The sequence below is a fragment of the Cellulosilyticum sp. WCF-2 genome (assembly GCF_003990395.1).
In the GTDB taxonomy this organism is placed as follows: domain Bacteria; phylum Bacillota; class Clostridia; order Lachnospirales; family Cellulosilyticaceae; genus Cellulosilyticum; species Cellulosilyticum lentocellum.
Window position 1 is genome coordinate 2,005,617 of the sequence record NZ_CP034675.1, and the last position, 19,075, is coordinate 2,024,691.

General features: G+C 33.7%; 18 protein-coding genes and 1 pseudogene. 16 read left to right on the plus strand and 3 right to left on the minus strand.

What is annotated here, in order from left to right; all coding sequences use genetic code 11:
• The first annotated feature begins 47 nt into the window (after positions 1-47).
• The 12 genes from EKH84_RS08830 to EKH84_RS08885 all read left to right on the plus strand — a co-directional run bounded on the left by EKH84_RS08830 (position 48) and on the right by EKH84_RS08885 (position 11,044).
• Positions 48-626 (plus strand): TerD family protein, encoded by a 579-nt coding sequence (locus EKH84_RS08830; RefSeq protein WP_127065991.1) that lies wholly within the window; start codon positions 48-50, stop codon positions 624-626.
• Between the two features lie 27 nt (positions 627-653).
• Entirely contained in the window at positions 654-1,235 is a 582-nt protein-coding gene (locus EKH84_RS08835) for a TerD family protein (protein ID WP_013656257.1), read from the plus strand.
• A 186-nt stretch (positions 1,236-1,421) separates the two neighbouring features.
• The gene (locus EKH84_RS08840) at positions 1,422-2,099 is read left to right on the plus strand and encodes a response regulator transcription factor (RefSeq protein WP_127065992.1); all 678 of its coding nucleotides are present in this window, start codon (positions 1,422-1,424) and stop codon (positions 2,097-2,099) included.
• An 85-nt stretch (positions 2,100-2,184) separates the two neighbouring features.
• The gene (locus tag EKH84_RS08845) at positions 2,185-3,345 is read left to right on the plus strand and encodes an HpcH/HpaI aldolase/citrate lyase family protein (protein WP_013656259.1); all 1,161 of its coding nucleotides are present in this window, start codon (positions 2,185-2,187) and stop codon (positions 3,343-3,345) included.
• The gene (locus EKH84_RS08850) at positions 3,314-4,804 is read left to right on the plus strand and encodes a phosphoribosyltransferase family protein (protein ID WP_127065993.1); all 1,491 of its coding nucleotides are present in this window, start codon (positions 3,314-3,316) and stop codon (positions 4,802-4,804) included. The genes EKH84_RS08845 and EKH84_RS08850 overlap by 32 nt, the downstream gene beginning before the upstream one ends.
• On the plus strand, positions 4,797-5,918 hold the full coding sequence (locus tag EKH84_RS08855; RefSeq protein WP_127065994.1) for a cysteine protease StiP family protein: 1,122 nt from the start codon (positions 4,797-4,799) through the stop codon (positions 5,916-5,918). Before EKH84_RS08850 ends, EKH84_RS08855 begins: the two co-directional genes overlap by 8 nt.
• 25 nt (positions 5,919-5,943) lie before the next feature.
• The gene (locus tag EKH84_RS08860) at positions 5,944-6,759 is read left to right on the plus strand and encodes an HAD hydrolase family protein (protein WP_190283548.1); all 816 of its coding nucleotides are present in this window, start codon (positions 5,944-5,946) and stop codon (positions 6,757-6,759) included.
• Positions 6,760-6,973: 214 nt separating this feature from the next.
• Positions 6,974-7,696 carry an amino acid ABC transporter ATP-binding protein gene (locus EKH84_RS08865; protein WP_013656263.1) on the plus strand — a complete coding sequence of 241 codons (723 nt, stop codon included), beginning with the start codon at positions 6,974-6,976 and terminating at the stop codon, positions 7,694-7,696.
• Between the two features lie 76 nt (positions 7,697-7,772).
• Positions 7,773-8,615, plus strand: a complete 843-nt coding sequence (locus EKH84_RS08870) for a transporter substrate-binding domain-containing protein (RefSeq protein WP_127065996.1) — start codon at positions 7,773-7,775, stop codon at positions 8,613-8,615.
• 128 nt (positions 8,616-8,743) lie between these two features.
• Positions 8,744-9,463 (plus strand): amino acid ABC transporter permease, encoded by a 720-nt coding sequence (locus EKH84_RS08875; protein ID WP_127065997.1) that lies wholly within the window; start codon positions 8,744-8,746, stop codon positions 9,461-9,463.
• Positions 9,463-10,110 (plus strand): amino acid ABC transporter permease, encoded by a 648-nt coding sequence (locus EKH84_RS08880; protein WP_127065998.1) that lies wholly within the window; start codon positions 9,463-9,465, stop codon positions 10,108-10,110. Before EKH84_RS08875 ends, EKH84_RS08880 begins: the two co-directional genes overlap by 1 nt.
• A gap of 157 nt (positions 10,111-10,267) precedes the next feature.
• The gene (locus EKH84_RS08885; protein ID WP_127065999.1) at positions 10,268-11,044 is read left to right on the plus strand and encodes an EFR1 family ferrodoxin; all 777 of its coding nucleotides are present in this window, start codon (positions 10,268-10,270) and stop codon (positions 11,042-11,044) included.
• A 266-nt stretch (positions 11,045-11,310) separates the two neighbouring features.
• On the opposite strand, the pseudogene EKH84_RS08890 reads toward EKH84_RS08885, so the two are convergent.
• Positions 11,311-11,964, minus strand: a pseudogene (locus EKH84_RS08890) (M48 family metallopeptidase).
• A 224-nt stretch (positions 11,965-12,188) separates the two neighbouring features.
• On the opposite strand from EKH84_RS08890, the gene EKH84_RS08895 reads away from it, so the two are divergent.
• Positions 12,189-13,010, plus strand: a complete 822-nt coding sequence (locus tag EKH84_RS08895; protein ID WP_127066000.1) for a hypothetical protein — start codon at positions 12,189-12,191, stop codon at positions 13,008-13,010.
• A gap of 138 nt (positions 13,011-13,148) precedes the next feature.
• Here the strand turns inward: EKH84_RS08895 and EKH84_RS08900 are convergent, their stop codons facing one another.
• Together EKH84_RS08900 and EKH84_RS08905 are read right to left on the minus strand one after the other, a co-directional pair.
• Positions 13,149-14,324 (minus strand): toxic anion resistance protein, encoded by a 1,176-nt coding sequence (locus EKH84_RS08900; protein WP_013656272.1) that lies wholly within the window; start codon positions 14,322-14,324, stop codon positions 13,149-13,151.
• A 15-nt stretch (positions 14,325-14,339) separates the two neighbouring features.
• A complete protein-coding gene (locus EKH84_RS08905) occupies positions 14,340-15,974 on the minus strand; it encodes a YceG family protein (protein ID WP_330369352.1) in 1,635 nt (544 codons plus the stop codon).
• 115 nt (positions 15,975-16,089) lie between these two features.
• Between EKH84_RS08905 and EKH84_RS22480 the strand changes: the two genes are divergently transcribed.
• The 3 genes from EKH84_RS22480 (at position 16,090) to EKH84_RS08920 (ending at position 19,071) form a co-directional block, all read left to right on the plus strand.
• Positions 16,090-17,721 carry a serine protease gene (locus EKH84_RS22480; RefSeq protein ID WP_127066001.1) on the plus strand — a complete coding sequence of 544 codons (1,632 nt, stop codon included), beginning with the start codon at positions 16,090-16,092 and terminating at the stop codon, positions 17,719-17,721.
• A gap of 94 nt (positions 17,722-17,815) precedes the next feature.
• Positions 17,816-18,277 (plus strand): YbaK/EbsC family protein, encoded by a 462-nt coding sequence (locus tag EKH84_RS08915; protein WP_127066002.1) that lies wholly within the window; start codon positions 17,816-17,818, stop codon positions 18,275-18,277.
• Between the two features lie 38 nt (positions 18,278-18,315).
• Complete coding sequence (locus EKH84_RS08920) at positions 18,316-19,071, plus strand: exodeoxyribonuclease III (protein ID WP_127066003.1); 756 nt, start codon at positions 18,316-18,318, stop codon at positions 19,069-19,071.
• The last annotated feature ends 4 nt before the right edge of the window (positions 19,072-19,075 follow it).

A 19,075-nucleotide genomic window follows, 5' to 3' on the forward strand; every position in this document is an offset into this window, starting at 1 on the left:
AAAATATAAGTTCAAGAAGCACATAAGCAATAGAGGAGGTAATACAAATGGCAATTAATTTAGTAAAAGGCCAAAAAATTGATTTAACAAAAGGAAACCCAGCTTTAAAAAAGGTTATTATCGGACTTGGTTGGGATACTAATAAGTATTCAGGAGGTTTTGACTTTGATCTAGATGCCTCTGTATTCTTGGTAGGAAGTAATGGTAGAACCAATCATGATGAAGACTTTATCTTTTACAATAATTTAAAGAGTAGAAATGAAGCTGTTATTCATACAGGAGATAACCGTACAGGAGAAGGGGATGGCGATGATGAGCAAATCCTTCTTGAATTTGCAAAAATGCCTGCTGATGTGGAAAAAATGGCTGTAACCGTAACTATTCATGAAGCTATAGAAAGAGGTCAAAACTTTGGACAAGTATCTAATGCTTATGTACGTGTTATTAATAAAGATACAGGAGAAGATGTATTACGTTATGATTTAGGGGAAGACTTCTCTATAGAAACGGCTATTGTAGTATGTGAAATTTATAGGAATGGAGCTGACTGGAAATTCAGTGCTATAGGTAGTGGTTTCCAAGGTGGTCTTGCTGCACTTTGCAAAAACTATGGACTTGATGTATAAAAATTAATATATAAGGAGGAAGAAAAAATGGGTATAACACTTGCAAAAGGACAAAAAGTAGATTTAACAAAATCTAATCCAGGACTTAAAAATATTATTGTTGGATTAGGTTGGGACACCAATAAATATGATGGAGGGCAGTCATTTGATTTAGACACAGCAGCTTTCTTAACAGATGGTGCTGGCAAAGTAACCTCTGATGCAGACTTTATTTTCTATAACAACTTACGTCATCCATCAGGTTCAGTAACTCATTTAGGTGATAATACAACAGGAGCAGGAGATGGTGATGATGAGCAAATGAAAGTTCAGTTAGATACTGTGCCTGCTAACATTGAAAAAATTGCTTTTACAGTAACCATTCATGAAGCAATGCAAAGAAATCAAAACTTTGGACAAGTATCTAATGCTTATATTCGTGTTTTAGATGAAACAGCAGGAACAGAGCTTATTCGTTACGACTTAGGGGAAGATTTCTCAATAGAAACAGCCATTGTTGTAGGTGAATTATATCGCCATAATGGTGAGTGGAAGTTTAATGCAATTGGAAGTGGTTATCAAGGCGGTTTAGGTGCACTTTGCAATAACTTCGGTATTAATATTGGTTAATGAGTATCTATATAAATAAGAGATGAATAAAAAAGTGTGCTACGAGTAGCACACTTTTTTATTGAGCAAGAAATACAAATGTGAAATAGGATGAAAAGCTGTAATCATGATATAATAAAGGTTAAGTAAGAATTAAGGGAAATGCGATATATTATTTCTGAACTAAGGTATAAAGGAGATAAAGATGTGATTAAGGTATTATTGGTAGAGGATAATTATAAAATCAGTGATAATATTTATACCTATTTAAAGGAAGATTTCCAGATAGATCAGGTTTATACAGGTGAAGATGCCCTTTTACACTTAGAGGCATTTAGTTATGATTTAGTTATTTTAGATTTAATGTTACCTGGAAAAGACGGTATGAGTGTATTAGCAGAAGTACAAAATAAAAAGCAGCAGTTAGGAGTTATTATTTTAACAGCCAAGGAAGATTTAGGAGACAAATTAAGAGCTTTTCAGTTAGGGGCAGAGGATTATTTAACGAAGCCCTTTTTTATGGAAGAATTAAAAGCCAGAATGTATGTCATTTTAAAACGCCTAGGAAAAATGACAGAAGAAAATACTTTGGTGTTTAAAGATTTACACCTAGACCTAAAGCAAAAAAGTGTATGGATTAAAGATGAAAAAATAGAACTAAACGAGCGTTTATTTCATTTGCTTGAATATTTAATGTTAAATAAAGATATTTTGCTTTTTAAAGAACAAATTTTTGAGCGAATTTGTGGTTATGATAGTGATGCTTCTACAGAGATTATAGAAGTGTATATGAGTCACTTAAGAAAGAAATTAAGCCCTTTTGGGTATGATGTGTATGTTGTAACAAAAAGAGGGATGGGATATATGTTAGAAGATAAAAAATAGATGTAATAATATGGAAATATCTATACAAAATTCATATTTCTTCAGTATAATAGAATTACCAATATATAGAAAGAGGGTAAGGGGAATGTTTCATTATGCACATTTAAGTGAAGAAGAGAAAGAACGTGTATTTTTTAAAGAACCAAATGCTTTTTTTAAAGATACTGAAAAAGAAAAGTTGAGTTATGCATTAGGCGCAACACTGTACATTCCGGCAATTCATGAAAAGCTTTATGACTATTTAGTAACTAGAAAATATATTTCACTTACGACACTTGTAATTTGTCTTGAAGATGGTATTGCAGATTCTCAGGTAGAAGAAGCAGAGATGCGTCTTAAAGAAACCTTTATAGGGCTGGGACAAGCTTTGAAAAATGGTATAGTGAAAGAAGAAGATCTCCCCCTACTTTTCATACGTATTCGTAGTACACAGCAGTTAAAGCGCCTATTATCTGAGGAGGAGATTGTAAAGCATATAACAGGGATTAATCTGCCGAAGTTTAATAGCATAGAAGGAGAAGAACAGCTATCACTTATTAAGAAAGCAGGTGATGCGGCAGGCATTAAACTTTATGCAATGCCTATTATAGAAACTAAGCAAGTGATAGATTTACAAACCGGACAAGAAGAATTACAGACGATTAAAAACTTAGCGGTTAAGTACCGAGAAAATGTTTTAAATATTAGAATTGGAGCCACAGACTTTACAGGGCTTTTTGGCATTAGAAGAAGTATTGATGCTACTATTTATGATGTGGCTGTTATTCGGGATTGTATGGCAAGGATTATTAATTATTTTGGTCAAGCTGAAGACGGCTTTGTTATTTCAGGTCCAGTGTGGGAGTTTTTTAGTAATCATAGCAGGTTGCTAAAGCCAGAATTACGTCAAACACCATTTAGAAAATATGGAGAAGAAGGTAGCATTGCACGTAGGGCCATTGTTAATAAAGCGGAAGATGGACTTATTAAGGAAGTTGTTTTAGATAAAGTTAATGGACTAGTAGGTAAAACGATTATTCATCCTTCTCACATTCGCTTAGTTAATGCTTTGCAAGTAGTAACTAAAGAAGAATATGAAGATGCTATGCAAATCATAGGAAATCAAGGTAGCGGCGTAATTAAGAGTAAGGGTGGCAATAAAATGAATGAAATGAAACCACATACAAATTGGGCTAGAAAAGTACTAGCTAAAGCTGAAATATATGGAGTGATTAATGAAAATGAAGACTACACAGCCTTGTTCTAAACAAGTTATTTTTAAAGCATTGGATTGTCTAGAGATACATATTGATTTACAAGAAACGAGTGAAGCTATCCCTTTAAATCATCTATTTGAAGTGGGAGTTAGAAAAAATAAAAAACGTATTTTTTTATTTGTAAGTAAAGTATTAGGTAAGCACTTAGCCGTTAATCCTTATATGACTAGATTAGGAGGGACGCTTTTAGCAGAAGTTTATTATAAAAAGCAGGTGGGTAAAGTATTACAGGAAGATGAGCTTTTGGAGCTCTTTAATAAGAAAGAATTACCTAAGGAAGCCTGTGAAAAGGTTTTAGAAGTGACCTATCCGTTAGAACAGGAGACACTTTTCATTGGCTTTGCAGAAACAGCCACAGGCTTAGGCCATAGTATGTTTAGTGCTTTTGATAATAAAGCAACATTTATTCATACCACCAGAGAACCTATTATAAGTGAAGTACCTACTTTTGCTTTTCAAGAAGAACATTCTCATGCAACAGGACATGAATGTTATACAAAAGACCCTCTTTTCTTTAAACGTTTTTCGCATATTGTATTAGTAGATGATGAAATTACTACAGGAAATACTGCGCTTAATTTAATAGAAGCGTTGCATGAAAAAAGTGGTGCTAAAGCTTATAGTGTAGTGGCACTTTTAGATTGGAGAAACGAAGAGCAGAAAGAGAAAGCCAAGCTTTTAGCTGAAAAGCTTGGAGTTACTATTGAATTTATATCAGTCATTCAAGGAACTATTGCACCCATTATTTTAAAGTCTTTATCAGAGGAAGCCATGGAAACAAAGGAGATTTTAAAATATCCTGAAATCGTAGAGGAAGAAAATACAAATGTATTACAGGAAGAAGTGGTAGTAACAAAAACACCAAAAAGCGTTCAACTTATAAGTTACTATAATGGTAGGTACGGAAGATATGAAACGCTTAAGGTAGGCTTAGACCATATGACAGAGAAAGTGATCAAAGGCGGAGATCAAAGAGAACAGGTAGTAGGTTATATGAGCGCTAATGGACGCTTTGGACTAACAGCTAATGAAAATAAAACCTTTGAGAAGCGTCTATTACAACTGGGGCAAGTACTATCAGGCTATAGAACTTCAACAAAGACACTGTGCATAGGTACGGAGGAGTTTATTTATGTACCGGCTATGATGGCATGTGCTATGGGAGAAGGGGTTTATTATCAATCTACTACACGTAGTCCTATTATGACAGCTAAAAGACCAGATTATCCTTTACATACAGCTCTAGCGTATAAAAGGCCTGAGGATGAAACGGTTATTAATTATATTTATAATATTCAAGAAGGTAACTATGAAGAAGCCTTTTGGTTTATAGAAAGAGATGTAAGGCCAGAATTTAAGCAAATGATGGCAGAGGTATTTAGTGAAAAGGGGATTAGAAAAATATATTTTGTTTGCTGTGATGGCAAGCTGGAGGAAATCTATGAATGAGCAAGGAGTAGCAAATGTAAAGCATATAAAAGAGCCTTTACCTATGGGGAGCTATAGGAAAGAAGATTGTATTTTCTTATTAAAGAATATCAACGGTTTATTAGAAGAACAAAATAACTTAGAGCGTGAATATGCCATGCAAAATGGTACTCACTACTCTGAAATGCTTCCTATTGAATATATGCCAACAAAGGAATATATGACTCTTTATAAAAATACCTTAGAAGAAACGGCAGAGGAGATTGCTTTTTATACAGGGATAGTAGCCGAACTGATTTACAGAAAAAAAGGAAAAGATGTCGTTATTGTTTCTCTAGCTAGGGCAGGTACACCTATTGGTGTATTGATTAAGCGTTATTTAGCTTATAAATATCAAGTAAATGTGCCTCACTATAGTGTTTCTATTATTAGAGATAAGGGAATAGATGAGAATGCCCTTTTATATATATTAAAAGAACATCCAGCAGGAGATATTCAATTTGTAGATGGTTGGACTGGAAAAGGTGTTATAAGCCATACTTTAGAGAAAGCTTGTAAGCATTTTAAAAATAAATATGAAGTGGATTTAGATGATACACTAGCAGTACTTTGCGATCCAGGAGAATGTACCTCTTTATATGGGACAAGAGCGGACTTCTTAGTACCAAGTGCATGTTTAAATGCAACAGTATCAGGACTTATGAGTCGTACCTTTTTAAGAAATGACCTTATTGGCCCCTATGATTTTCATGGTTCCAAGTTTTACAAGGAGTGGGAGGAGATTGATGTATCTAATGACTTTGTAGATACTATTGCTACTCATTTTTCTCAGCTTAATATCCATGAAGAGGATTTAGTTAATAAGGAGATGGGAGCCTTTAATGCAGCACAGAGTGTAGAAAATATTAGGCAGTGCTTCGATATCTCCAGTATTAATAGAGTGAAGCCAGGGGTAGGTGAAACAACAAGAGTATTATTAAGAAGGGTACCTTGGAAAATCCTTGTAAAAGATAAAGAGGATAAGCACCTTAAGCACATTTTACTTTTGGCAAGAGATAGAGGTGTACCGGTGGAAGTATATCAAGACATGTGCTACTCTTGCTGTGGTTTAATCAAAGATATGTGTGATGTATAAAAATGAATGTGAAAGGAAAACTTCTATGTTTTTTGCAACGGATTTAGATCGTACTTTAATTTATTCTAAGCTATTTATAGCAGAAGCTGAATGTGAATATGCCTTAGTCGAAGCTTATAATGGAAAAGAAATTTCGTATATGAGTTTAGAAGCAATTACTTTACTTAAAAAGCTTAATGACTTAGTACCTGTCGTACCAATTACGACTAGAAACCATCAGCAATACAAGAGGATTCAATTATTTGAGGAAACTATCTGCCCTGAGCTTTATGTAGTTAATAATGGAGGAACTATTATTTACAAGGGAGAAGAGGATAAACAGTGGTCAGATTATATAAAAGAGCAAATTAAAGCATTACCTGTAAATTATGATGAAGTCTTAACATCATTTCTGAATCACTATAAAAAGCCTATTAAAGGATACAATAAGTCTGATGGACTTATTTGGCTTATTATAGGAGAGCGAGGCAATATTGATGAAGAAGCCGTTCAGTTATTTAAGAATGCTAATGAAAATAAAGGTTGGAAAATACAAGTCAATGGCAAAAAGATTTATTTATATCCAGAATGTATTAATAAATGGTCAGCACTTGCATATATTCAAAAGAACTACTATCAAAAAACTATTATGGCTGCAGGAGACTCTATTTTTGACTATCAAATGGTCCATGAAGCAGATTATGGTATTGTTCCTAAAGAAGCCTATATTGAAGGAATATGTAAAGAACAAGTACGTATTGCAAGGGTTAGTGGTCTTAAAGCAGCAGAAGAAATTCTAAGATATGCTATAGAGATGGCTGAGAAAGAAATAGGAGAGATAGAAGGTCGAAAAGAGTCTTAAGGGAAAATTATGAGTTGACAAGAGAAAAGACCTTAGTTATAATTACACTAATATATAAAGTATTTAGACATATGAAGCAATGGCGCTTACGAGAATTCATTTTCTTCGTGGCGCTGTTTTGTTTTCTTTTAAATTTACAATTATTGTAATATTTGTTATAAGGGAATTAGATAGAAAACAACGCAGAAAAGTTTAAATAAGGAGGTAGATTTATGTGATAAAGATTAGTGGTCTTAATAAATTTTTTGGTCATCATCATGTTTTAAAAAACATTGATTTAGAGGTTAATGAAGGAGAGAAGCTAGTTATTATTGGTCCTAGTGGGAGTGGGAAAAGTACACTGATTAGGTGTATTAATCATTTAGAAGAACCAACCTCAGGGCAAGTAGAAATTGATGGACAGTTATTAACAAGGAAAAACAAAACACAGGTTGTGAGAAACTCCTCAGCCATGGTATTTCAGCAATTTAACTTATATCCACATATGACAGTGTTAGAAAATCTTACACTTGCTCCTATGAAATTACAAAAGATGCCTAAAAAAGAGGCAGAGGAAATGGCACTTCAGTATTTAGAAAGAGTAGGCCTTTTGGAGAAAAAGGATGCCTATCCTCAAAACTTATCAGGAGGACAGCAACAAAGAGTTGCTATTGCAAGGGCACTTGCTACAAAACAAAGAATCATTTTATTTGATGAACCTACTAGTGCTCTGGATCCAGAGATGGTGCAAGAAGTATTAGATGTTATGATTAAGTTATCTGAAGAAAATATTACGATGGTTTGTGTAACACATGAAATGGGTTTTGCAAGACAAGTGGCAGATCGTGTCATTTTTATGGACGATGGTTCTATTGTAGAAAGTGGTTCACCAGAGCATTTCTTCGAAAATCCAGAAAATGAGCGTACCAAACTATTCCTAAGTAAAATATTACGTTAAGAAGGTTGGTATAAAGTACATAAGAAATATTTTAAGCATTATGAAATAAATAAAACCTAAATAAGGAGTTGATGATATGAAAAAAGGAATTAAAAAAATAATGGCAACATTATTAGCAGTAACCATGCTAGGTGTTTTAGGAGGTTGTACTAAAACAGGGACATCGGAAGCTGGTGGAAGTGCAACAGGTGGCATTCAAAAAATTAAAGATGCAGGTGTACTTAAAGTAGGGTGTAAAATAGATGTACCTAGTTTTGGACTTCAAAATACAGCGACAGGAGAATATGAAGGTGTTGAAATTGATTTAGCTTATGAAATAGCAGGTAAGATTTTTGATTGCACTGCAGCTGAAGCGAAAGAAAAGAAATTAGTAGCTTTCCAAGGTGTTACTGCTAAAACAAGAGGTGGGTTATTAGATAGTGGAGAAATTGATTTAGTTATTGCTACCTTTACTGTTACAGAGGAACGTAAGGAGTCTTGGAACTTCTCAACACCTTACTATACAGATGCAGTAGGTTTAATGGTACTAAAAGATTCTGGAATTCAATCTATTAATGATCTAGATGGCAAGATTATAGGTGTTTCTCAAGGTTCTATCACTAAAGATGGGTTTGAAGCTTATATCAAAGAAACAGGTATTAATGTAACACCTGTTTTTGAAGAATTTGATGGTTATCCAGCTTTAAGTACAGCCCTTTCTACTAAAAATATTGATGTATTTGCTGTAGACCGTGCGATTTTAGCTGGTTATAGCGATGATTCAACCATGATTTTAGAAGACCGTTTCGCAGAACAAGATTATGGTGTGGCTTCTGCTCTTAGTAATAAAGAATTGGCAGAAACAGTTGATGGTGTAGTAAAAGACTTAGTAGATAGTGGGAAAATGGCTGAAATGTTAAAAGCTTGGGGTGTTGAATAGTTTGAAGTTTGCTAAATAAAATTTCAAGGATTCATTGGTGAACAGAACTTCCTTTTCGCCTTTGAATCCTTATTTTAGGGTATAGGCAGAACCGAATATGGAGTATCAAGGAAGGTGATGGAGTTGCTATGAAAGGTTTATTTAATCTAAAATGGTGGATGGATTTATTTGAAGAGTTTGACTTATATTTACAAGGCTTTAGTATGACTTTAAGAGTATCTATAGTGGGCTTGTTAGTAGCCATTATGCTTGGGATTCTTTTTGGTGTACTGTATTCTACTAAGAGAAAGCCACTTAAATTGATTGCTAGAGTGTATATAGAAATTTTTCAAAATACACCTTTAGTTATACAGATTTTCTTTTATTACAGCTGTTTACCCTACTTAATAGGGGGACGCGTAGATAAATTTTTATTAGGTGTCATGGGAGTAGGTATTTATCATGGTGCTTATGTAGCAGAAGTTATTCGAACAGGTATAGAAGCTGTTCCTAAAGGACAATTAGAAGCTGCTAACTCTCAGGGCTTTTCTTATATTCAAGCGATGAGATATATTATTTTGCCACAGACGATAAAAATCATTATGCCACCGCTTGCTAATCAAGCTTTAAACTTAGTTAAAAATACTTCAGTATTAGCAATGGTAGCAGGGCTTGATTTAATGTATTTTGCAGATTCTTGGGCAAGTAGTTCGGGAGGACATTACACACAAGGATATCTGGTTTGTGCAGCTATGTACTTTATCATTTGTTTCCCATTAGCATCTTTGGCAAGATACTTAGAGCGTAAAGCTAAAGAACCACCTAAGCCAAAACATCCTGGTCAAACAGTGAAAACGGAGGTGGCCTAATGAGTGAGATTTTTACAAGTGAAAATATTCTTTTTATGCTAGATGGCTTAAAGTTGACGCTGTTAATTGCATTAGGAACTATTATATTAAGTATTATATTTGGGACCATCTTAGCGCTTATGAGAAATTACTGCAAGGGCGTGTTATCTCCATTTGCTACGCTTGCAGCTATTTATATTGAGATTTTTAGATGTACACCTAATATTCTTTGGATTTTATGGATTAGGTTTACTATTCCAGGAGATCCTATTCCTTTAGGAATCTTTTCTTTTACTTTATTTACTTCAGCAGTTGTTGCGGAGATTGTAAGAGGAGGACTTAATTCTATTCCAAAGGGACAATTTGAGGGAGCAGCTTCTCAAGGCTTTAATTTTGCTCAAACTTTAATTTATATTATATTACCACAGACCTTTAAGAGTATTATTCCAGCTCTCCTTTCACAGGTTATTACAATTATCAAAGATACCTCTTTCTTAAAGGTTGTGGATATTGCTGAATTTACTCGAAATAGTAATGTTGTATTAGGAAGCTTAAGAGGTTTTGGCCAAATTATAATGCTTTATGGTTTTGTGGCACTAACCTATTTTGTTATTAATTTTGCGTTATCTTGTGTAGTAAGACAATATCAACGTCGTATTACCATATAATTTGATAAAGGAAGAAACAATTACATCAAGTAACTTAGTCAATTAACTCTAGGAGTTATGCTAGGTTACTTTTATTTTACAGAAAATACATACAAGTGTAATATAATATAAAGGATAATCAATAAGTCATTGAAGGAAAATTTAAGGGGGAATATAGATGGCAGTTATTTATTGCTTTTCAGCAACAGGCAATAGTTTATATGTAGCAAAACAAATAGGGGAGGCCATAGGAGGGCAAGTATTGCCGATGAAAAATGGTAATATAAACTGCGTTGATGAAGTGATTGGGTTTGTATTTCCAACCTATTACTGGGGATTACCTTATCAAGTAGAACGCTTTATTTCAGAGCTAACTATTACAAGTCAGAATCCCTACATATTTGCTGTAGCAACTTATGGAGGAGCTGTAAAGGGAATATGTGGAGCAGTAGAAAAGTTATTAATACAAAAGGGGCAGCACTTAAGTTATAGTAAAAAACTTAAAGCCGTAGAAAACTATATTCCTAGTTATAAGGTGAATGATACTCAGGGAATGGAAAATAAGGTAAATGCTCAATTAAAACCTATTATAGAAGCTGTTAAAAGCAATCAAACCATAAAGGTGGAATCCTATACATTCATTAATAAGATAATATATAAATTTTTTCCTGCTAAAGAAAAAAATTGTGACCAGTACTTTACCGTCTCTAATCAGTGTAATCATTGCGGAACTTGTAGTAAGGTATGTCCGGTAGAGAATATTATTGTAGAGAAAGCAGAAATACAATTTCAGCATCATTGCGAGCATTGTTTAGCATGCATTCATGCCTGTCCTCAAGTAGCTATAGAATGGAAAAAAGGTACAGTAGGTAAAGAACGTTTTCGTAATAGACATATTAGCTTAAAGGAGCTCATGCTATTTAATAGTGGCACTAGTATAGAGGGTAAGGAGTAAGCAGGAAGCAGTAGGTGGTAGATTACTCTTTCATGTAACAGTGGCATCTAAAAAGTTACAACCTTTATATGAAAAAGTATGGGCGTAAATTCAAAAATATTCATGTGATTTTGATTGCAATTTTGATAATGTAAGTATTTATAAGTGGGAAGAACAGACATGGCTGCTTTATAAGACCTATTTATTTAAATAAGAAAATGACACATTAATACGATAGATCATTATAGTAAAGAACCTAACAAGCTAAGTACTTGTTAGGTTCTTTACTATATGGTCATTACGCCGCCAAAACGTGCTAGATAATCTTGGTGTTCTTTAAAGTGAGGGTCATAAGCACCTACTTTTCTCCAAAAAGAACGATCGTGATTGAGATGATGGATATGACAAAGTTCGTGGATTACCACTTAGTCAATGACCTGAAGTGGCGCCATTGAAAGTCTATAATTAAAAGTCAGTTCCTTATAGCTATTACAAGTGCCCCAAGAACAAGGTGAATCTACAACGGTAATACTTTTAGCATTTACACCAATGAGTTTTTCAAAGTGCTTAACTCTCTTTTTAACAATTACTTTGGTTTGTGTTATATAAAATTTCTTTAAAAGAAGCTGTATTTCTTCTTCTGTTTCAGGAATAGTTTCTAGTAACTCTCCTAATTGACAGGCCTTTCCTTGGAATAAAAAAGTCTCATCTTCAGTATAATTTTTCTTGCTAGAAATATATTTTCTATTTTCTAGGCGATCTTGAAAAGCAAAAATAGATTTAGCATTAGCTTTTATAAAAGCTATGATTTCATTTTCAGGGGTTTTAGATGGAACTTTAATAGTAATATGTCCCTCAGGTGAAATTTCTAGCACCATTTTTTTTCTCTTGCCATATTGAGTATTAAAAATGATTTCTTTATCATTTATGATTAATTGCATATTAATTCTCCGTGTAATTATAAAGTATATATTATTATTATAGCATGATGTAAGACATAAAATAAGTTATAGAAAAGATCAATTAGGATAAGCAGAAATAGTAGGGGGGATAACTTGTTAAGTTTAAGTACATAAGATAAAATAGGGAAGACAGAGGCAAAAGCTTCTAATAATTTAATCAGTAGATAAAATAGAGATACTGCAATAGGTAAGGATGTGTTAAGATGACTAAACATAAATATGATCAAGATAATCCCACATTGGTTAATTCTGTTGTATGTGCAATAGATATATTAGGCTTTTCACAAATGATAGTAGATTCTTGTAAGAATGGATCTGGAGATAAACTACTTAGAGAGATGAACTATCTTATTAATAAGAATAAGCAGTGTATTATTCCTAACAAGTATAGTCAGGGAAAAATAAAAATTTTTACAGATAATATGGTAGTTGCTTATCCGATTAAAGACGATGGGGAAGTAGAAATAGATGAGATTCTAGATAATGTATCAGAATATCAATTTAATTTAGCATTAGAAGGATTGTTTGTTAGAGGTGGCATAAGTGTAGGGGACTTTTATATTAATGAAGATATAGTTTTTGGGCCAGCTCTTCTGGATGCTCATCATACAGAGAGTGAACTAGCGTGTTATCCAAGAATTATTTTAGATGATAGAACAGTTGAACGTTTGCAAAGCTATATTAACTACTATGATACCATGCCACAACAAAATAAAATCTTAATTGATACAGATGGACGATGGTTTTTGAACTATTTAAATACTATTTTTCGCTATTATAAAGAATGCAACAATGAGTATGAGTTTGAAAGAATAAAACATGAGTTATTGCTGTGCCATAAGGAAAAGCTTGAAGAAATGTTACTTATTCATAAAGAAAATATAAGAGTTTGGGATAAATACGTTTGGACTGCAAATTATCATAATTTCTTCTGTGATTTATATTTTCCACAAGATAAAGATTTAAAGATTTCTAGAAAGATATTACTTTCGTGGCCTAGAGAGGTCTCGAAGAGAGATTTTTAAGTCATGAAAGTTATTAACTTAAATAATAAACAGTAAAAAGTCATCTTAACAGGTATTTACCTGTAAGATGACTTTTTACTGTTTAGCATGTTTGTTCTATGGAGGAGAGTCCTCTATTTCTTAAAGAATGCATGCTTATTATTTTTTTGGAGCTAGCATGTCTTGTTTCATACGTTCTAGCTTCATGCTATTTTCTTGACGCATACGATGATTTTCATCTTCGATTTGTTTGGTTTGTTCAATACCTTGAACAATAGTTTGCCAGGTCTTTTCAAGCGTTTCCATTTGAACAGAGCTACTACCAGCCATTTTTGCAATAGCTGTTGTTTGAGTAGCCATATTTTGAGCATTTCTAAGTAATAATTCATTTGTTTTATCATCAAGCGCTTTAAGACTCTTAGCTTGAAGTTCTTGACGTTTAAGAAGAACAGCTTGAGCTAAGCATTGTTTAAAGATTGGAAGTGTGATAATAAAAGCAGAATTAATTTTACGTGTTAAATTAAAGTTACTGTACTGAATACCTTGAATCATTGGAATCGTTTGAAGCGCAATGTTTTCAGCAATTTGAAGATCATAAACACGTTGCTCTAACATTTCACGCGTACGTTTAAGTGTTTCTACTGTAGTCATAGCCATACGGTCACCAGAAGCCATAGCTTCTTGTTCATATTGAGGGATAAGTTTTGTATCTAATTCCTCAAGTCCCATTTCACCAGCTACGATGTATTTTTCAAGTTGTTGGTAGTAAGCAATGTTACCTTCATACATTTGTTTAAGACTTACATTAGAATTTTGAATTTGTAATTCGTATTTTTTAAGAATGACATATATTTTATCAACTTCTGTACCCATATTCTCATATTTTTGGAAAAGAGCTTCTACGGAGTTTTTAGCTTTGTTAAAGAGTTTTTGAAGTGCAGATGGTTCTTTGATATCTTCTAATTCTTTAATATCGAATTTATCCATAACTTTTGTAAGCTGCTGAATCATTTCCCCAGCTTCTTCAGCTTTAACAGCTTTCATTGTAGAAAGTAGATTATCAGAGATTTTAGAAATACCAGTAGAAGCTTCCTGACCAAATACAAGAATACTATTCATATCATCTACATGAATTTCCTCGGTTAATTTTTCAACTTCAGGAAGCTGGCGAAGTTTTTCTTTATAAGATTGTGTGAAAGCTACTACCTCAGCTTCTTGAACAGGAACAAGCTGTGTATTAGCATCTGCTTTTTCTAGATTAACACCACCTAGAACGGTTGCTTCTAAGGTAGGAACTGGCGCACTACCTGCTCCTTGATTTAATGAAATTCCCATGTACAAACACTCCTTTTACCTAAATAATTTACTAAAGAATGATCCCTTTTTAGCAGGTGCTTTAAGGGGTAAATCATAAACAAATTCTTCAAGCTTGATTTGATTAATGAATTTATCAGAAATAACAAGCTCTATATTATTGGCACCATTAGGTGATAAGATGACAATATCTAGACCTATGGTACGTAATAATCCTAGTAACATGGCATCGTCTGTATTAAAAGTATCTCTTGAGTTAAGATACAAGATGACCTTTGGCACATCCGCTGTAAAGTCATAACCATCGATAAGATTCAAAAGACTGTCTTCAGCTGTGAAAATAGCGGCCATGAGTCTTAGCCTTTCTTTATCCGTGATAGGAAAGTTAAAGAAAGCCGTATTGCTAGGTGAAAATACTTCTTCTAGTTTAGCTAAAATGAATTCTTGGATTTCACCTCTTAAAGTTAATAATTTTTTATAGAGTACATGTTCTTTAACTGTGGTGCGATTAATAGTCTTGTCAGGATTTAAACAAAAAGCTAAAGAATATAAATCCTGTTGATTGTACTGAGCTGTGTTTTGAGGGATACCTTGGCCTTGCATATTATGATACTGAATACTTCTAGTTTGACCATAGCCTACAGAGGTAAGCTGAGTGGTCTCGTAAAATACACATTTATTAGCTGATTTAAGTTTATCTACCAAAGAAAAGTATTCATTATGATCATTATAAACACCGCTTATTTTACTGAAGAAAATAGGGGTATAAACTGTTTTTTGTGAAGTCTTAAAGCCAGGTCTAAGACGTGCTGGTTCATTCCAGTAAGTAAGCGTATCTTCAATAACAGAGTCCATAATAATGGGGCGTGTGGTACCATCAGAGAACTGCCAAGGCTTATAGATACCTGTATCATTATATAGGGTTTGCTCAAGCTCATTAGTTGCTTTACGTGCAAAAGTAGTTACTTTTTCAACGACAACTCCTTTTTCTACATGTTCCATAAGTGGCAAGATTTGCTGTGTGGTAGGACCTAAGATGACTTTTTGACAAAGATTATTTTCATCTAAAGTATCTATGAGGGTATCTCCAGTTGGATTAAAATAAAGCACATCAATGCCAATATGAGCAAGAAGCATTAAAAAGTAAAACTCATGCTTTTTAATAGAACCATAAAATAAACATTTTGGAGGCTCTTTGCCGGAAAAGTCTAGCTCATCGACATAAACATTACACCAAATCATTAGTTTTGCAATAAAGTTATTGCGGATAGTTTCATTAGCAAAACGCTCTTTTTGTATGGCTAGTGCAATAACAGGGTCTAGAGCCTGTCTAATCTTTGCATTAAGTGTTTGTGACGAAGTGAGATTAATATCTTCACTAGCAAAGGCACCAATTCTCATACGTGTCAGTTCATTTAAAATAGCGTCAATAAGTGAGCGATCATTTGGTTTAGGAATTTCTCTATCAAAAATAATACCTTTATGAGGCTCAGATAATTTATGATGAATGAGAGCTAATGTATCATTATAGGATGAAGCATTAGCTATGCCTATAAGCTGACAAAAGTAATTATTTTCACGCATAGAAGAATCGTCAAAAAGTGTTTCTAAGATGTTATTTGCTGCCGTTATCCCAATAGTAATACACTCCTTTTTGTATAAAATATTAATTACTTTTTATTATAGCATTATTTGATAAGATAAAACACAGCTTTATTTAATTATTATATTTATATATAATAGGTAGCATAAACAGATTTCTTAGAGTTGGGGGGAGAAGGAGAAAATGATTTTTACGACTAAGCCATTAAAAGTAGTTCGCCTAACGTGTGAAAATCCTATAGAGGACTTCATAAAGCATGAGCTAACCAAAGAAGAGGCTGGCAGTTTAACAAGAAATGCCTTCTTTATAAGAGCCATTGGGGTAGAAAAAACAGACGAAATATTTTCACAACAAGTGAAAAGGTTAGATGATTATTTTTTGTTAAAAGCAAAAGATACAGTTTATTTGCGCTTAGAAGAATTAAAATATAGTCTATCACCACAGGAAACAGAGGGTTATATTCAAGCTTATGAAGAGTGGTTAAAGATTAAAGATGCAAAGCCAGAAGAACAATTCAGGTTACCTTTTCCAGCCGAGCTTACATCAGATACATTAGAATGGACTAAAAAATGTGCTTTTAAAGAAGTCCTACATATGTATGAGCGCTATATGCCCCATGCTAATGCATCTACCACTAAGAATTTTGCAGTTAAATTACTAAGCTGGATTGCAGCTTATCTTCCTTTATTAGTAACTAAAGAAAGAGGACAATTAGGAAAAGTAGTTTATGTAGGGCCCATTAAAAGGCAAGAATACTTATTCTTATATTTTTTATTTTTAATGGGCTGTGATGTACTTTATATGAATCCACAAGAGGATTGCTTGGCAGCGTATGAAGAAGTACTGAGGACATCACAGGTATATCGCTATCCTATAAAGGCGCAAGTACCCGCCACTCTAGTTCCTTTTGAAACTTATAAAAAGCAAATAGTAAAACCATCAGAAGTAGTCACGGCACCTATTCAAAGTATATCGATACAAAGACCTCCTCAGCAAAACACCACAATTAAAGAAAGCGGCGCAAGAAGAGGTTCTATTAATCTAGGAGGTAGTCATAAAGGCAGTGTGGGCAATGGTATACAGAGGCAAACACCTAGAGTACCTTCATCGGCAATGCCATCAAGAAGTGTGCCACCAAAAAGTAATCATTCAGCAGAACCATCAAGGCCAATAGTACCTAATCATCAAGCACCTTTAGTAAGCAGCACAGTAACTACTTCTATAGGAAATAATACTGGGATACTTAGAGAATTAAGCTATGAAGAATTAGCACAGCTTTCTACTTCTATTGTGATGATTACAGTGTTAGATGGGCAACGAAGAGCTTTCAAAGGGGGATCAGGAGTGGTTATCCATGAAGAGGGATATATATTGACTAATTTTCACGTTGTAAGAGACGGTTGTCATTTTGAAGTACAATTTGAGAATGAAGAGCAGTCTTATGTGACTTCACGAATTGTAAAATATCATCCCAATTATGACTTAGCTTTAATCAAAGTAGAAAAGCGTTGTAAGCCTTTACCTCTATACAGAGGAGAACACTTAGTAAGAGGACAAAAAGTAGTGGCTATAGGAAGTCCGTTAGGTTTATTTAATACAGTATCGGATGGTATCATCTCAGCTTTTAGAGAAATTCAAGATATGTCTATGATTCAGTTTACAGCGCCTATTTCTAATGGTAGTTCAGGAGGAGCACTACTGGATATGTATGGAAGGCTTATAGGAATTATTACAGCAGGTTTTGATGCAGGACAAAATTTAAACTTAGCCGTAAAAAGTGAGCAAATTGAGTACTTTGCCAATAATTTTCTATAGAAATAGGTATAAAGAGAGATAAAAAAGTAAAAGTCATTAAAAATAATAAGAACAGGAAAAAGTAATGAGATAGGACAAAAAGGAGATGATACAAATGAGTATAGAAGCAGTAGAAGCTTTTTTTAAGGAAAAGCAAGTCAGTCATCAAATTGTTTTGTTAGAAGAAAGTAGTGCTACAGTGAGCTTGGCGGCAGAAGCTCTCAAAACTACAGAGATGCAAATTGCTAAAACTTTAGCGTTTAATGTAAATGATGAAGATATCGTTATTGTTGCTTGTGGAACGGCCAAAATAGATAATAGAAAATTTAAAGATACTTTTCACACAAAAGCTAAGATGATGAGCTATGAAGAAACTTTAGAAAAAACAGGACATCCAGTAGGTGGCGTTTGTCCATTTGGATTACCTAAACAAGTAAAAATCTATTTAGATGAGAGTCTTAAACAGTCAGAGGAAGTTTATCCAGCAGCAGGAAGCCCTCATGCAGTGGTGAAGATGTCACTTCATGAATTAGCAGAAATCACCGAAGGTGAATGGGTAGATGTATGTAAAGAATAAAATAAAAAACAAAAGATAAAAGATGGAGGATGGCAAGAATGAAATGTGTATCATGGAATGTGAATGGCGTTAGAGCCGTTTTAACAAAAGGATTTTTAGATTATTTTAAAGCAGTTGATGCAGATGTGTTTTGTATTCAAGAAACGAAATGTCAAGAGGGACAAGTAGAAATAGAACTGCCAGGTTATTATCAGTACTGGAATTATGCCCAGAAAAAAGGTTATTCAGGAACAGCACTTTTTTCTAAAAAGGAGCCACTTAGTGTCAGCTATGGTTTGGGTATAGCTGAACATGATACTGAAGGACGTGTTATTACAGCTGAGTTTGAAGAAGCTTATGTGGTTACCGTATATACACCTAATGCACAAAATGAGCTAGCTAGAATTGATTATCGTATGGCATGGGAGGATGCTTTTAAAGTTTATCTTAAGAAATTAGAAGAAAACAAACCAGTCATTATTTGTGGGGATCTTAATGTGGCACATAAAGAAATTGACCTTAAAAATCCAAAAACGAATAGAGGAAATGCTGGTTTTAGTGATGAGGAAAGAGGTAAATTCGGAGAATTATTAGAAGCAGGATTTATAGATACCTTCCGCTATTTTTATCCTGATTTAGAAGGCGCTTATAGCTGGTGGAGTTATCGTTTTAAAGCAAGAGAAAAAAACACAGGATGGAGAATAGATTATTTCTTAGCTTCAGAGGTTTTAAAAGGTAAGTTAGTAGGGGCTGCTATTGATGCAGAAATACTCGGTTCTGACCATTGCCCTGTGATATTAGAAATTAATATTTAAGTAA

What these genes read in the sequence shown, in the direction of transcription:
- EKH84_RS08830 (WP_127065991.1), top strand. Translation starts at nt 48, where the DNA reads ATGGCAATTAATTTAGTAAAAGGCCAAAAAATTGATTTAACAAAAGGA.
- EKH84_RS08835 (WP_013656257.1), top strand. Translation starts at nt 654, where the DNA reads ATGGGTATAACACTTGCAAAAGGACAAAAAGTAGATTTAACAAAATCT.
- EKH84_RS08845 (WP_013656259.1), top strand. Translation starts at nt 2,185, where the DNA reads ATGTTTCATTATGCACATTTAAGTGAAGAAGAGAAAGAACGTGTATTT.
- EKH84_RS08850 (WP_127065993.1), top strand. Translation starts at nt 3,314, where the DNA reads ATGAAAATGAAGACTACACAGCCTTGTTCTAAACAAGTTATTTTTAAA.
- EKH84_RS08855 (WP_127065994.1), top strand. Translation starts at nt 4,797, where the DNA reads ATGAATGAGCAAGGAGTAGCAAATGTAAAGCATATAAAAGAGCCTTTA.
- EKH84_RS08860 (WP_190283548.1), top strand. Translation starts at nt 5,944, where the DNA reads ATGTTTTTTGCAACGGATTTAGATCGTACTTTAATTTATTCTAAGCTA.
- EKH84_RS08870 (WP_127065996.1), top strand. Translation starts at nt 7,773, where the DNA reads ATGAAAAAAGGAATTAAAAAAATAATGGCAACATTATTAGCAGTAACC.
- EKH84_RS08875 (WP_127065997.1), top strand. Translation starts at nt 8,744, where the DNA reads ATGAAAGGTTTATTTAATCTAAAATGGTGGATGGATTTATTTGAAGAG.
- EKH84_RS08880 (WP_127065998.1), top strand. Translation starts at nt 9,463, where the DNA reads ATGAGTGAGATTTTTACAAGTGAAAATATTCTTTTTATGCTAGATGGC.
- EKH84_RS08885 (WP_127065999.1), top strand. Translation starts at nt 10,268, where the DNA reads ATGGCAGTTATTTATTGCTTTTCAGCAACAGGCAATAGTTTATATGTA.
- EKH84_RS08895 (WP_127066000.1), top strand. Translation starts at nt 12,189, where the DNA reads ATGACTAAACATAAATATGATCAAGATAATCCCACATTGGTTAATTCT.
- EKH84_RS08900 (WP_013656272.1), bottom strand. Translation starts at nt 14,324, where the DNA reads ATGGGAATTTCATTAAATCAAGGAGCAGGTAGTGCGCCAGTTCCTACC.
- EKH84_RS22480 (WP_127066001.1), top strand. Translation starts at nt 16,090, where the DNA reads ATGATTTTTACGACTAAGCCATTAAAAGTAGTTCGCCTAACGTGTGAA.
- EKH84_RS08915 (WP_127066002.1), top strand. Translation starts at nt 17,816, where the DNA reads ATGAGTATAGAAGCAGTAGAAGCTTTTTTTAAGGAAAAGCAAGTCAGT.
- EKH84_RS08920 (WP_127066003.1), top strand. Translation starts at nt 18,316, where the DNA reads ATGAAATGTGTATCATGGAATGTGAATGGCGTTAGAGCCGTTTTAACA.